Source organism: Stenotrophomonas nitritireducens (assembly GCF_050984405.1).
Taxonomy (GTDB): domain Bacteria; phylum Pseudomonadota; class Gammaproteobacteria; order Xanthomonadales; family Xanthomonadaceae; genus Stenotrophomonas; species Stenotrophomonas nitritireducens_B.
On sequence record NZ_CP158790.1, the window covers coordinates 1,659,135 to 1,672,474 of the forward strand.

Genomic DNA, 13,340 nt, shown 5'->3' on the forward strand with positions numbered 1-13,340 from the left:
TGGTGGATTTCCCGGTTTCAATGAAGAAAAAAGCCCGGCCATAGGCCGGGCTTTCGCTTTTCTGACTCTGGGGCCGGACCCCGTGCCGTAGTCAGCGGCTCTCCTCGAAGCGCAGCACCATGCCTGGCTTGAGGACCGCCTTGGCATCCAGGTTGTTGCGGGAAAGCAGGGTTTTGACCGGGATGCCGTAGCGGCGCGCGATCGTCCACGCCGATTCGCCGCTGCGGACGGTGTGGCGGCGTCCGCTGCTGCCGGCACTGGCGGCCGTGGCGGCCAGCGTCGTGGCGACATCGACCGCCGCAGGCGCCGGGAGCGGGGCGGTCGCCGGCGCGGCCGTGGCCGTGGCCAGGCTGTCCATGCCCGCGTCCATGTCTGGCAGGGCCGGCGCCAGGACACGGGTCCCGGCGCGCTTGCCGGTGACCGCCGGGTTGAGGCGGGCGACGCGCGCCGGATCCAGCGCGTTGCGCGTGGACCAGTCGGCCAGGGTGGTGCCGGCCGGCAGGGCGTGCCCGCGCAGGACCGGCACCGGCCGGTCGAGGGCCGCCATCAGGTCGGGTTCCTTTTCCGCCTGTTCGAGCACGCAGGCCAGGGCGTGGAGCTTCTCGACGTAGGCGTGGGTGATCGGGGACAGGCCCGGCAGGTCGGCCGGACGGGCGTTCTGGGCGTTCATGCCGCCGCGGCGCAGGGCCTGCAGGATGCGGTACTCGCCGGCGTTGTAGGCCATGACCGCCAGCTGCCAGTCGCCACCGAACATGCCGTACAGCGTCTTCAGGTAGCGCACCGCGGCGCGGGTGGAATCCACCGCCGACAGCCGGCCGTCATAGCCGCTTTCCATCGGCACCCGGTGGTTGCGCGCGGTGGTGGCGATGAACTGCCACAGCCCGGCCGGACCGCTGGCGTTGCGCGCGCCGGGCCGGTAGCCGCTTTCCACGAAAGGGATCAGCGCGAACTCGGTGGGCAGGCCGGCTGCGCGCAGTTCGTCCACGACGTAGCCGAACAGCGGCAGGGCGTCATCCTCGACGTTGCCCAGCCGCGACGGTGCGTGCGCGAACTGCTTGCGCCAGCGCGGGCTGGTCGCGTCCGCGTCGCATTGCGCCATTGCCAGTCCCTCGCGGAAGCTGGCGAATATCTGGTGGCCGTTGCGGGTGAGCGGCGCCGGCAGCGTGGCCGGGTCGGTCGGCAGGGCTGCGAGCGAGGCGATGTTCTGAGTCAGGCCGGCGCTGGCCGGCAGCGACTGCGCGCCGGCGGTGACGCCGGCACCGGCGCCGAGCAGCAGCCCCAGCGCCAGGGACAGGCCGTGCCGCCTCACGCGCGGAAACCGTCTTTCCAGCGCCGTAATTCGGCGAACACTTCCGCTTCGTCCACCACCGGGCGGCCCAGCCGCGCGGCGATGGCCTGGCGCACGGGTTCGGCATGCGTGCGCAGGAAGGGGTTGCATTCCAGTTCGCTGGCCAGCAGCGAGGGAACGGTCGGGCGGGAGCGGCTGCGCATGTCCATGGCTTCCTGTTGGCGGCGATGCAATGCCGCGTTGGTGGGATCGACATGCCGCGCGAACACGGCATTGCCCAGCGTGTACTCGTGCCCGCAGCAGACCCGCGTCTGCCCCGGCAGTGCCGCCAGCCGCTTCAGCGAGGCCAGCATCTGGGCGGGCGTACCTTCGAACATGCGTCCACAGCCCAGGCTGAACAACGTGTCGCCACAGAACAGATGACCGTGGCCATGGAAGGCGATATGGCTCCGGGTGTGGCCGGGAACGGCGAGCACCGTCAAATCGAAGCCGGCCGATTGTACCCGGTCGCCTTCGCCGACCCTTTCACATTGCAGCTGAATCCGTTCATCCCGTGGCGCTAACACCGGCAGTTCCGGCCAGCGTTCGCGCAGCGCGGCCACGCCCCCGATATGGTCGTCGTGGTGGTGGGTGAGCAGGACGGCCGCCGGTTGCATGCCCTGCGCGGCGGCGTCCAGCACCGGCTGCGCCTGGCCCGGGTCGACGAACAGCGTGCGCCCGTCGGGCGCCTGCAGCGCCCAGATGTAGTTGTCCTGGAATGCAGGCAGGGCGGTCAGTCGCATAGAATTGGACCATGCCTGCCGCCCCGTTCCCCCGTCAAGCTGCAGTCTCGGCCTGGTTTGAGAAGGCTGGAGCGGAGGCGATGCGGACCGCCGAACAGCGGCACCTGTTGGAGCAGGTGCAGGGATTTCCCGCACAGCCATGGCTGTGGCTGGCGCCCTGCGCGACCTGGCTGCCAGCCGAAACGCCCGGCGGGCGCGGGGTGCGGCTGCACCGGGCAGCCGATGGGCGCGCCTGGGCCGGCGATGTGAACTGTGCGCTACCGCTGCCGCTGCCGTCCGAGGCGGTCAATGCCATCGTCCTGCAGCATGTGGCCACGGTGGAACTGGAAATGCTGTTGTCCGAGTGCGCGCGCGTGCTGATGCCGGGCGGGCGGCTGTGGATGACCGTGCTCAACCGCTACAGCCCCTACCGCGCGCGCTGGCAATGGCAGGGCGCGCGGCCGCCATCGGCCACGCATTGCCAGCTCCGCCTGCAGCGGGAAGGATTGCGGGTGCGCTCGGTGCGCCACCTGGGGCCGCTGTGGAGCGAATCCGGGCAGGCCGGCGGCAAGGCGCTGCCGGCGCTGCGGGCGGTCCGCGTGCTGGAATTCGAGAAGCGCACCCAGGCCTTCATCGGTCCCGAAGCCGCCCGCCCGGTGGGCTGGCGCGGGCCGGTGGCGACCTGACGCTTCATTCAACGGAACGACATGAAATCAATTGAAATACACACCGACGGCGCCTGCCTCGGCAATCCCGGGCCGGGGGGCTGGGCGGCGCTGCTGCGCTACAAGGCGCACGAGCGCGAACTGTCCGGCGGCGAAGCCCACACCACCAACAACCGGATGGAGCTGATGGCGGCCATCGCCGGGCTGGAGGCGCTCAACGAGTCCTGCAACATCATGCTGCAGACCGATTCCCAGTACGTGCGCCAGGGCATCACCGAATGGATGCCGGGCTGGGTGCGGCGCAACTGGAAGACCGCGGGCGGCGACCCGGTGAAGAACCGCGACCTGTGGGAGCGCCTGCATGCCGCCACCGGCCGGCACCAGATCGAGTGGCGCTGGGTGAAGGGCCACAATGGCGACCCGGACAACGAGCGTGTGGACCAGTTGGCCCGCGATGCAGCAATCCGCGTGCGCGACGGCGCCGCAAGCAACTGAGGCAGGCCATGCGCCAGATCGTCCTTGATACTGAAACCACCGGCCTGGAATGGAAGAAGGGCAACCGCGTGGTCGAAATCGGCTGCGTCGAACTGCTCGAGCGCCGGCCCAGCGGCAACAACTTCCACCGCTACCTCAAGCCCGACTGCGAGTTCGAGGTGGGCGCGCAGGAAGTCACCGGGCTGAGCCTGGAGTTCCTGGCCGACAAGCCGCGCTTCGAGGAGATCGTCGACGAGTTCCTGGCCTACGTGGACGGCGCCGAGCTGATCATCCACAACGCCGCGTTCGACATGGGCTTCCTCGAGAACGAGATGGCGCTGTCGGGCAGGGAGCCGCTTGCCGGACGGGTGACGGTGACCGATACGCTGGCGATGGCGCGCGAGCGCTTTCCCGGCCAGCGCAACTCGCTGGACGCGCTGTGCAGGCGGCTGGGCGTGGACAATTCGCATCGCCACCTGCACGGCGGCCTGCTCGACGCGCAGATCCTGGCCGACGTCTACATCGCGCTGACTTCGGGTCAGGAGGAAATCGGCTTCGGCCTGCCGGAAACCGAGACCGCTGGCGGCGCGGGCCTGGTGCAGGCCTTCGATGCCGCGGTCCTGCTGCCGCGCCCGCGCGTGGTGGCCACGGCTTCCGAACTGCAGGCGCACGAGGCGCGCCTGGAGCGCCTGCGCAAGAAGGCCGGCCATGCCTGGTGGGACGGGGAGAAGCAGGAGGAAGCGGTCACCGCGTAGCTGCGGGGCCTGCCCCGCCTGCTCGTGGCAGGCCACGCCGGGACGGCCCCGTGCCGGGCGAGCCCGGCACCTACGGAGCGGGCGCCGGCATGACAGGGCGGCTCAGTGGCAGCGGACGAGGATGGCGGTGATGTTGTCCGAGCCGCCGCCGTCCAGCGCCGCGGCCACCAGCGTATCCACGCATTCCTGCGCGCTGCAGTCGGCCTGCGCCAGCGTCTGCGCCAGACTGTGGTCGTCCACTTCCTCGGTCAGTCCGTCGCTGCACAGCAGCAGCTGCATGCCCGGGCGCAGTTCCCCGGTCATGGTGGCCACGTTGAGGTGGGCCGGGTCGGTCACGCCCAGCGCCTGGGTGACGACGTTGCGGTGCGGGTGGGCGCGGGCCTGTTCGGCGGTCAGCGAGCCCTGCGCGATGAGTTCCTGCACGTAGCTGTGGTCCTGGCTGAGCTGGGCCAGCTTGCCATCGCGCCAGAGATAGGCGCGGCTGTCGCCGACCCAGGCCACTTCGAAGCGGTTGCCCTGTATGCGCGCGGCCACCACCGTGGTTCCCATCGGCAGGCTGTCGTTGCGCCGGCGCGAGGCGCGGATGATCTCCTCGTCGGCGACGCGGATCGCCTGCGGCAGCGCCATGCCGGCACGCACCTCGCGGACGATGGTCTCGCGCGCCAGCGCACTGGCGACCTCGCCGCAGGCATGGCCGCCCATGCCGTCGGCGATCAGCCACAGCCCCAGTTCGCCGTCGCCGTAATAGGTGTCCTCATTGAGCTGGCGGCGCAGGCCGACATGGCTGAGGTGTCCGAATTCGATCATGGGCGCCCGCAGGGGGCCGTTTCCAGCGGAAAGGTTTTTCATGATCGCGTCCGCGCAGGTGCACGGCAAGAGCCGCACCGCGCGGTCCTGTGGCGGGAGAAAGGCGTCGGCTGGGCGGGGAGCGCCGGGCCGGCGGGGCGGGCGCGGCGGCGGCGCGGAACGGCGGGTTGCAGAAACAGCTTGTCCGCGCTGCCAAGGCCTCGTATCATTCGCAGCCCGGTTCGCCGGGAACCACCGGGAAGGTGGCAGAGTGGTTGAATGTACCTGACTCGAAATCAGGCATACGTTAATAGCGTATCGGGGGTTCGAATCCCCCCCTTCCCGCCAGATCTGGAAACGGCCCCCGACGGGGCCGTTTTCGTTTCCGGGATGCGGCTGGGCGCGCGGTTCCTGCCGGCCGCTACACTGTGCCCCTCGTTCTGCTGGTGTCCGTCATGTCCGAAATCCTGGTGCCCGTTTCCTTCGGCGAACTGCTCGACAAGATCTCGATCCTGCAGATCAAGTCCGAACGCATGAGCGACGCGGCCAAGCTGGCGAACGTGCGCAACGAGCTGGCCGCGCTGGAGCGCACCTGGAGCGCGCACCCGGCCGCGGCGCGGGAGATCGACGGCCTGCGCGCGGAGCTCAAGGCGGTTAACGAGCAGCTGTGGGACATCGAGGACGACATCCGCCTCAAGGACAAGGCCCAGGCCTTCGACGCCGGCTTCGTCGAACTGGCGCGCAGCGTGTACTTCCAGAACGATGAGCGCGCGCGGATCAAGAAGGCGATCAACCTGGCGCTGGGGTCGGGTTACGTGGAAGAGAAGTCCTACGCGGATTACCGCGCGCGCTGAAGCCCGCGCGCCTTCGCGCGCAGCCCCCCAGGTGAGCGCCCTGCGGTTATTTGGGCGGGCTGTCCGGAGACTTCAGCCGAGGTGGTCGGCCACGTAGCGCTCGAACGCGGCGATGGCGTCGTCCACGCTGACCAGTTCCATCACCCCGTCGAACTCGATCTTCGCGCCCCATTTCAGTTCGGTCGCGGGCTTGTGCAGGAAGCGCCGCGCCGCGTCGTCGTAGCGGTCCACGCAGTAGCGGCGGTCCGAATACGGGCCGCTGCGCTCGGGGTTGCTGGCCGCATGCAGGCCCAGCACCTTGGTGCCAACCGCGTTGGCGATGTGCATCGGGCCCGAATCGGGCGTCATCAGCAGGTTGGCGCGGGCCAGCAGGGCCGGCAGCTGCTTGAGCGTGTCCCTGCCGACCAGGTCCAGCGCCGGCGCGCGCATCGCCGCCAGGATGGCGTCGGCGGTGCGGCGTTCCAGCTCGCTGCGGCCGCCGCACAGCACCACCCGCCAGCCGCGCGCGGCGGCGTGGTCGGCGACCGCCGCGTAGCGGTCGGCATACCAGTTGCGGCGCTCGTGACTGGAGCAGGGCGAGATCATCAGCACCGGCCGGCCATCATCGTCCCACTGCGCGCGCGCCCAGTCGTGCGCCTCGGCCGGCGTGGCCAGGTCCCAGCTCACCGTGGTCTGTTTCATTCCCAGCGGTTCGCAGAAGCTGCCGATCGCATCGAGCACATGGATGCCGGGGCGGTCGGGAATGCGTTCGTTGACGAACAGGCCATGCAGGTCCTTGGAGCGCGAACGGTCGTAGCCGATGCGGCGCCGGGCGGGAATGAAGGCCGACAGCACGTTGGCGCGGAAGGCGACCTGCATCTGCAGCAGCGCGGCGAAACCGGCCGCGGGCAGTTCGCCGCGCAGCGCGCGCATGCCGGCAAGGCCGGATTTCTTGTCGTAGACATGGAACACCACGCCGGGCAGCCCTTCGAGCAGGCGATGGCCGGCCTTGTCGATCACCCAGTGCAGTTCGATGCCCGGCCTGGCCTGCTGCAGCGTGCGCACCAGCGGGACCACGTGGGTCACGTCCCCGAGCGCGGACAGCCGCAGGAGGCACAATGGGGAGGACGCTGGAGGCATGGTGTTGTTAGACTCGCGGTGAATGGTCGCTTTCGACGCCACTGAAGCGCTGACGCCTTGCCGCGAAGGCCGCGGCTACGGCGCCATTCTGTTCGACCGCCAACATCTGCGGCAAGCCGAAAGCGCCTTGTTTTCGCCTTCGCACTGGGGCGGCCGGGCGCGTCCGGTGGGCGAGGGCGGGCGCGGCGGGGCCTGGTTCGTGGACGCGCCGTTCGGGCATTGCGTGCTGCGCCATTACCTGCGCGGCGGCGTCGCCGCGCGCATCAGCCGCGACCGCTACCTGTGGCAGGGCGCCGACCGCACCCGCAGCTTCGCCGAGTTCCGGCTGATGCGGAAACTGATCGCGCTGAAGCTGCCGGTGCCGCGGCCGCTGGCGGCGTTCTACATGCGCCAGGGCCCTACCTACCGCGCGGCGATCCTGATGGAGCGGCTGGAGGGCGTGCGTTCGCTGGCCGACCGTGCGCTGGTGGCTGGGCGCGGCGCGCCGTGGGAGGAGGCCGGCCGCCTGGTCGCGCGCTTCCACCGCGCCGGGCTGGACCACGCCGACCTCAACGCGCACAACATCCTGTTCGACGCCGGCGGCCACGGCTGGCTGATCGATTTCGACCGCGGCGTGCTGCGCATTCCCGCCACGCGCTGGCGCGAGCGCAACCTCAAGCGCCTGCTGCGTTCGCTGCTCAAGCTGCGCGGCGAGCGCACACGCGAGGACGTGGAGAAGGATTTCGCGCGCCTGCGCCGTGCCTACGACCTGGCCTGGAACCGGGGCGTGTGATGGACTGGTCCCTGCGCTTCCTCGGCGTCGGCAACGCTTCGGCGGTCGAACTCGGCTCGCCGATGGCGGTGATCGAGCGCGACGGCCAGCCGTGGCTGACCATCGACTGCGGCGGCGAAGGGCTGACCGCATACCAGGCCCGCTACGGCGCGATGCCGGACGCGTTGTTCGTCACCCACGTGCACCTGGACCATGTGGCCGGCTTCGAGCGCCTGTTCGTCGACGCGTATTTCAACCCACGGCGGCGTGGGCGGGTGCGGCTGTACGTGCCCGCGCCGGTGGTGCCGCTGCTGCATCGGCGCGTCGGTGATTATCCGAACGTACTGGCCGAGGGCGGCGCCAATTTCTGGGATGCGTTCCAGTTGGTCGTGGTCGGCGAGGCGTTCTGGCACGACGGCGTGCGCCTGGAAGTCTTCCCGGTGCGCCACCACTGGCCGGAGACGGCGTGGGGCCTGCGCCTGCAGGGCGCGCTGGTCTGGAGCGGCGATACCCGCCCGATCCCGGAGATGCTGGCGCGTTATGCCGACGACGATGAACTGATCGCCCACGATTGCGGCCTGCATGGCAATCCGTCGCATACCGGGGTGGACGACCTGGAACGCGAATACCCGGCGCAACTGCGGGCGCGGATGATGCTGTACCACTACGCCAGCGCGGCCGACGGCCAGGCGCTGCGCGCGCGCGGCCACCGCGTGGCCGAACCGGGCGAGTGCGTGGTGCTGGCCGAGCCGACCGCGCCGCGCGCGGTGCCGTTCACTCCGCAGTAGGCGCCGGGCTTGCCCGGCGCGGGCATCCCACGGAAACCCGGCCAATCTGCGCAGGAGCGACGCTGGTCGCGGCCGGGGCCTTCCCGGTGAAAGCCTCCGTGCGGGGCAAGCCCCGCACCTACAGGGGTTCAGATGCCTGAAAAGGTGGCGGCCCCGCCGGCTGACCTCGGCGCCCGCGTCGATCGATACCGTTGCTGCCTTCCGGCCCTGGCGGGATTTTCGACCTAGCGTCGCGAGGGGCCGACGGGGCCACCATAGACGCGGGCCGCGCATCGCGCGGCCCGGGTTTCTCTGTTCCGGACGGAAACCGGAACCGTGAATCTGGCGGAGAGAGGGACCGCGCTTGGGTGGTCTTAGCTCATCTCGCCAAGTCTCTATTCTCGCTGTACCTGCATGTTTCGGCAAGAAGTTTTCGTCTCGGGTGGTCTCGCCCCCTATCGCTACATCGCTCATTCATAGTAGGGTAGGTGGTAGGTTAATACTCGATGGGCGCGCCATGCCTCGCAAGGCAAAAGAACTGACAGACGTAGCAGTGCGGAACCTGAAGAAGCCCGGATACTACGCTGTGGGTGGGTCTGTCTCGGGCCTCCTGCTGCAAGTCACGGCGACCGGAGCCCGGAGCTGGGTGCTTCGCTACACCGCCGGTGTGAAACCCGGAACCGGCAAGCCGTGGCGGCGCGATCTTGGGCTGGGCGGCTATCCGGACGTGTCGCTGTCCGAAGCGCGGCGCAAAGCAGCCGAGGCGCGCGAACTGCTGTCGAAGAACATCGACCCGATCACCGCGAAGCGGGAGGCCCGGAGCGCAATGCTCGCGGCGCGGCTCGCTGAGATCACTTTCGAGAAGGCCGCGCACCAGTTCATCGAGTCCAAGTCCGCGGAATGGAAGTCAGGCGGCAAGAGCGCCGACCAGTGGACCAGTTCGCTCGAAGCCTATGCCTTCCCGGTGCTGGGCTCGCTCCGCGTCGCCGACATCGACCGCGCGCACGTCCTGCGCGTCCTTGAGCCCATCTGGACCGAGAAGAACGAGACGGCGAACCGGGTGCGCCAGCGCATGGAGTCGGTGCTGGACTGGGCGAAGGTCCGCGGCTTCCGCGAGGGCGACAACCCGGCGCGCTGGAAGGGCTATCTGGACAAGGTTCTGCCCGCGCCCGGGAAGGTGCGGGACGTGCAGCATCATCCGGCGCTGCCTTATGCCCAGATGCAACCGTTCATGCTGGACCTTCGCTCCCGGAACGGCATGGGCGCGCGGGCACTTGAATTCGCGATCCTGACCGCGGCCCGGTCGGGCGAAGCGCGTGGCGCGCGCTGGGACGAAATCGACCTGGAGGCGAAGGTCTGGACGGTCCCTCCCGAGCGGATGAAGTCCAGCAAGAAAGAACACCGGGTGCCACTCTCGGATGCGGCAATCAAGATGCTCAAGGCGTTGCCGCGGGTCGAAGGGACGGACCTCGTGTTCACGCCACAGCGTGGCAAGAATCCGCTTTCCGACAACACGTTGACGAAGCTGCTGGGCGATATGCACGATGCAAGCGTCAAGCGCGGCGGTGCGGGTTACATTGACCCGAAGCAGGGCAAGGTCATCACGGCGCACGGGTTCCGCTCGACCTTCAGGGACTGGGCATCAGAAGAAACGCATACAGCCAGTGATGTAGTGGAAATGGCTCTTGCTCACGTAGTGAAGAACAAGGTCGAAGCTGCATACAGGCGTGGTGATCTGTTTGAGAAGCGGAAGCCACTGATGGAGGAATGGGCGACTTTTTGTTCCTTCAACACTAAGTAGCTGATCTACAAGATGTTCAAATAGACGACGGTCGTCTTACTCGGCTATAGTTCCTCTCGATTGATCGCTGGAGACAGGAGACGACGCCGACGAACTGGCGTGGGTCTGCCGGTATCTCCCACGGGCACAGGTACTGGGGCGCTGCCCCGGCCCATCACGGAGCCCAATTCGCTGTAGTTGCAGCGAGGCGTTCGAGCTGCCGCCCTTCACGGGCTTGTTGCTCACGCCTCTGTGCTGCCTACCTCTCCGGTGGCGTGAGCTGAACTGCTCAGGATTCGCCACTATGAAGCATCAAGCAATCACATTGCCTGCCTTGAAGCAGGCTGTCTCCGATGAACTTGCCCGCCGCAAAGAGCGGCGCTATGCCCGTCCGACAGGCGCAGCCCAATACTTGGGCGTCAGCTTGGCGACACTCTGGCGCTGGAATGCCGAGCGCGACGACTTCCCAAGGCCGCGCAAGATCGGGCCACGCGCGACCGTGTGGGACCTCAACGAAATCGATGCTTGGCTCGACGCCCAGCAGGCGAAGTGAGGGCATACGTCATGAGTAATAGCGCAAGTGACGCCCCCGAAATGACGCCGGAGAAGGCACGCGAAGCGGCCTGTCTCGTTTCGTACCTACTCATCATCGACGTTGAGAAGTTCATGCGGGAGTTCTTTCCGCAGGGCTTGGAGCCACGCCCGCAGAAAAGCGACTTCATCAACGAGGACCGGCATACCTACGACACGACCTGGGCCACGCTGGATTCGCTGAAAGCGACGCTGCACGAGGTCGATGACGGCACTCCAGAATTCATGGACTACAAGCGCCTGCTCTGGTGGTGCGACAAGGTCCTTGAAGGTGAAACGTCTTTCCCGTCTCAGCACGCCGCCCAATGCAACGATGCTTGGGCACGCTGGGCTCGGGTCCGCGGGATCAAGCGTGGCATCTATCGCGGAGGTCGCCGCGGATGAAGCCGAAGATCGAGCACGACACCCGCGCCACCATCGAATTCCTCAAGAAGTGGAGCCCGGAAGGACCTTGGGTGCTGACCGCGATTGTCCCGGACGGCAAGATTGAGACAACGACGTTCCGGCCCGCGGAGTGGGTCGAAGCGGCCCAGTGGATTGAGGAACGGCAGGGAATCAAGAACCTGTACTTTCACGTCAACCCTGTTCGCCGCGAGTTGAAGAACAAAGCCTCCAAGGAGGACGTTGCTGCGCTCGCTTGGCTGCATGTGGACATAGACCCGCGTGCAGGCGAGGACATTGCCGAGGAACAGGACCGCATCCTGCGGCTTCTACGGGACTACTCTCCAAAACCAACCGTGATCATTTCGAGCGGCGGCGGGCTTCAGGGGTTCTTCAAGCTCGCGCCAGATGACCGGCTGGTCATCGACGGCAACGTGACGAAAGCGCAGGAGCTGGAGGCGTACAACGTCCAGCTGGAGAAGGTGTTTCAGGCCGACGCCTGCCACGACGTTTGCCGGATCATGCGCCTGCCCGGGACCGTCAACCTCCCGAACGCGAAGAAGCGCAAACAGGGTCGCGTGCCTGCACTAGCAAGGCTGGTCGAATGGGACGATGCCGCCGTCTACTCCATCGACCAATTCACCCCGGCAGCTAAGGCAACCGCTACGCCACCGCGCGCAGCGCGTAGGCAACGGGTGTCCCCGCCGGTGGCCGGAGGTACAGGGGTCGGCGTCGATGAGCTTACGGCGTGGGCGACGGCAAACGGCAAGAGCATCAAGGAATCGACGCTGGCCCTGATCGCGACCGGCACGGACCCCATCGACCCGACCAAATACACCTCCCGGTCGGAAGCCCTGTTCCGGGTCTGTTGCGACTTGGTGCGCGCCGAGGTGTCCGACGACATGATTTTTGGCGTCATCACTGGGCCGAACGAGATTGCCGCGAGCGTCAAGGACAAGCCGGACTGGAAGGGTTACGCGCTCCGGCAGATCGAGCGCGCGCACGAGAACGCCGTTGATCCGTGGCTCCTCAAGCTCAATGACCAGCACGCGGTCATCACTTCGGGCAAGGTGCGTATCGCAGGCTGGCGGCGGACGCATCCCGAGCTGGACCGCGAAGCCCTTGATCTACAGTCGTTCGATGACTTCCGGAACCGCTACCGCAACCAGAAGGTAGTTGTTGGCTTCGCTGAGAACGGCCAGCCGATCCAGAAGGCTGTCGGAAGCTGGTGGATCGACCATCCGCAGCGGCGCGAGTTCGACAACGTGATCTTCATTCCCGGCAAGGCCGAGGAGATCAATGGATTCCTGAATCTCTGGCGCGGCTGGGGCGTGGCCCCTGCGCCCGGCGGTGACTGGTCTTTGATGCGCGAGCATATCCACTTCCTTTGCGGTGGCTCCGACTATGGGCTGAAGTGGCTGGCCGACGCGGTGCAGCGTCCGGACCGCCCAGCGGGCGTCGCGCTGATCCTGCGGGGCAAGGAAGGCACCGGCAAGGGCGTGTTTGGTCGCGCAGCCAAGGAGCTGTTTGGGCGGCACGGCCTCCAAGTCACCAATGCGAAACACGTCACCGGCAACTTCAATCTTCACCTGCGGGACTGCTGCCTGCTGTTCGCGGACGAAGTGACCACGCACGGCGACAAGACCGCGGAAGCGGTGATGAAAACCCTCATCACCGAGGACACGCTGGTCATCGAAGGGAAAGGCGCTGACGTGGTCACTGCGCCGAACTATGCCCACATCATCATGGCGTCGAACGAGCGGTGGATCGTCCCGGCAGGTGCGAACGCCAGGCGCTTCGCGATCTTCGACGTGCCCGACGACCACATGGAGGACTACACCTACTTTGCGGCCATCGAGAAGCAGCTTTACGCCAAGTCACCGAATGGCACGCTGATCCCCGGAGCCGGGCTGGCGGCCATGCTTTACGACCTGATGAACATGGATCTTGGTGATTGGCGTCCGTCGCACAATCTTCCAAAGAACATGGCGCTTTCGGAGCAGAAAGCGCGCAGCCTGCCGGGCCTATCTGCCTACGTGTTCGACATGCTGCTGACCGGCAACCTCCCGCCCAACACGGAGGAATCCGGCGGCGTGCCGTGGGTGGCTACGTCGGACCTGCGTGCTGCCGCCGACAACTGGCTGAAGCCACGCAAGGGCGACAACCACTTCGCCGACAACGACATTCAAATCCTGCTGGCGAAACGGCTCAAGGCGCGGAAGAAGCGGCGCGGGGGACGCAACGGCTACTTTCTCGACCTGCAACGCATGCGCGCCGAATGGGACACCTGCCCCGACTTGTTTACATGGGGCGAATGGCCTGACGATAGCGATGACGATCCGGACCCGAAGCCACCGTTCTGAGGTCA

14 protein-coding genes, 1 tRNA gene and 1 other RNA gene are annotated in these 13,340 nt (G+C 67.3%); 11 read left to right on the plus strand and 5 right to left on the minus strand.

Annotation, left to right across the window (positions count from 1 at the left end; genetic code table 11):
* Nucleotides 1-91 precede the first annotated feature (91 nt).
* Together ABTV91_RS07090 and gloB are read right to left on the minus strand one after the other, a co-directional pair.
* Nucleotides 92-1,309 (minus strand): transglycosylase SLT domain-containing protein, encoded by a 1,218-nt coding sequence (locus ABTV91_RS07090; RefSeq protein WP_433853854.1) that lies wholly within the window; start codon nt 1,307-1,309, stop codon nt 92-94.
* Nucleotides 1,306-2,070 carry a hydroxyacylglutathione hydrolase gene (gloB, locus tag ABTV91_RS07095; RefSeq protein ID WP_433853855.1) on the minus strand — a complete coding sequence of 255 codons (765 nt, stop codon included), beginning with the start codon at nt 2,068-2,070 and terminating at the stop codon, nt 1,306-1,308. The genes ABTV91_RS07090 and gloB overlap by 4 nt, the downstream gene beginning before the upstream one ends.
* An 80-nt stretch (nt 2,071-2,150) precedes the next feature.
* On the opposite strand from gloB, the gene ABTV91_RS07100 reads away from it, so the two are divergent.
* Genes ABTV91_RS07100 through dnaQ form a run of 3 tightly spaced genes read left to right on the plus strand, consistent with a single transcriptional unit; the run spans nt 2,151 to nt 3,943 of the window.
* Entirely contained in the window at nt 2,151-2,735 is a 585-nt protein-coding gene (locus ABTV91_RS07100) for a hypothetical protein (RefSeq protein WP_433853856.1), read from the plus strand.
* Nucleotides 2,736-2,756: 21 nt separating this feature from the next.
* Nucleotides 2,757-3,209, plus strand: coding sequence for a ribonuclease HI (gene rnhA, locus ABTV91_RS07105; protein ID WP_433853857.1), 453 nt, complete (start codon nt 2,757-2,759; stop codon nt 3,207-3,209).
* Nucleotides 3,210-3,217: 8 nt separating this feature from the next.
* Complete coding sequence (gene dnaQ, locus ABTV91_RS07110; protein ID WP_433853858.1) at nt 3,218-3,943, plus strand: DNA polymerase III subunit epsilon; 726 nt, start codon at nt 3,218-3,220, stop codon at nt 3,941-3,943.
* Between the two features lie 102 nt (nt 3,944-4,045).
* On the opposite strand, the gene ABTV91_RS07115 is transcribed toward dnaQ, so the two are convergent.
* Nucleotides 4,046-4,750, minus strand: a complete 705-nt coding sequence (locus tag ABTV91_RS07115) for a PP2C family protein-serine/threonine phosphatase (protein ID WP_433853859.1) — start codon at nt 4,748-4,750, stop codon at nt 4,046-4,048.
* Nucleotides 4,751-4,986: 236 nt separating this feature from the next.
* Here ABTV91_RS07115 and ABTV91_RS07120 point away from each other — a divergent pair.
* Both ABTV91_RS07120 and ABTV91_RS07125 read left to right on the plus strand, forming a co-directional pair.
* Nucleotides 4,987-5,077: transfer RNA gene (locus ABTV91_RS07120), tRNA-Ser, on the plus strand.
* Nucleotides 5,078-5,184: 107 nt separating this feature from the next.
* The gene (locus ABTV91_RS07125; RefSeq protein WP_433853860.1) at nt 5,185-5,583 is read left to right on the plus strand and encodes a DUF6165 family protein; all 399 of its coding nucleotides are present in this window, start codon (nt 5,185-5,187) and stop codon (nt 5,581-5,583) included.
* 72 nt (nt 5,584-5,655) lie between these two features.
* On the opposite strand, the gene ABTV91_RS07130 is transcribed toward ABTV91_RS07125, so the two are convergent.
* On the minus strand, nt 5,656-6,702 hold the full coding sequence (locus ABTV91_RS07130; RefSeq protein WP_433853861.1) for a glycosyltransferase family 9 protein: 1,047 nt from the start codon (nt 6,700-6,702) through the stop codon (nt 5,656-5,658).
* A gap of 22 nt (nt 6,703-6,724) precedes the next feature.
* Here ABTV91_RS07130 and ABTV91_RS07135 point away from each other — a divergent pair, with 22 nt between their 5' ends.
* Nucleotides 6,725-7,474, plus strand: a complete 750-nt coding sequence (locus ABTV91_RS07135) for a 3-deoxy-D-manno-octulosonic acid kinase (RefSeq protein WP_433853862.1) — start codon at nt 6,725-6,727, stop codon at nt 7,472-7,474.
* Nucleotides 7,474-8,241, plus strand: a complete 768-nt coding sequence (locus ABTV91_RS07140; RefSeq protein ID WP_433853863.1) for an MBL fold metallo-hydrolase — start codon at nt 7,474-7,476, stop codon at nt 8,239-8,241. Before ABTV91_RS07135 ends, ABTV91_RS07140 begins: the two co-directional genes overlap by 1 nt.
* Before the next feature lie 150 nt (nt 8,242-8,391).
* Here the strand turns inward: ABTV91_RS07140 and ffs are convergent.
* An RNA gene (gene ffs / locus ABTV91_RS07145) (signal recognition particle sRNA small type) lies at nt 8,392-8,488 on the minus strand.
* A gap of 249 nt (nt 8,489-8,737) precedes the next feature.
* On the opposite strand from ffs, the gene ABTV91_RS07150 reads away from it, so the two are divergent.
* The 4 genes from ABTV91_RS07150 (at nt 8,738) to ABTV91_RS07165 (ending at nt 13,335) form a co-directional block, all read left to right on the plus strand.
* On the plus strand, nt 8,738-10,021 hold the full coding sequence (locus tag ABTV91_RS07150) for a tyrosine-type recombinase/integrase (protein WP_433853864.1): 1,284 nt from the start codon (nt 8,738-8,740) through the stop codon (nt 10,019-10,021).
* Between the two features lie 283 nt (nt 10,022-10,304).
* Nucleotides 10,305-10,553 carry a helix-turn-helix transcriptional regulator gene (locus ABTV91_RS07155; RefSeq protein ID WP_433853865.1) on the plus strand — a complete coding sequence of 83 codons (249 nt, stop codon included), beginning with the start codon at nt 10,305-10,307 and terminating at the stop codon, nt 10,551-10,553.
* A gap of 11 nt (nt 10,554-10,564) precedes the next feature.
* Nucleotides 10,565-10,975 carry a hypothetical protein gene (locus ABTV91_RS07160; RefSeq protein WP_433853866.1) on the plus strand — a complete coding sequence of 137 codons (411 nt, stop codon included), beginning with the start codon at nt 10,565-10,567 and terminating at the stop codon, nt 10,973-10,975.
* Complete coding sequence (locus tag ABTV91_RS07165; RefSeq protein WP_433853867.1) at nt 10,972-13,335, plus strand: primase-helicase family protein; 2,364 nt, start codon at nt 10,972-10,974, stop codon at nt 13,333-13,335. Before ABTV91_RS07160 ends, ABTV91_RS07165 begins: the two co-directional genes overlap by 4 nt.
* The last annotated feature ends 5 nt before the right edge of the window (nt 13,336-13,340 follow it).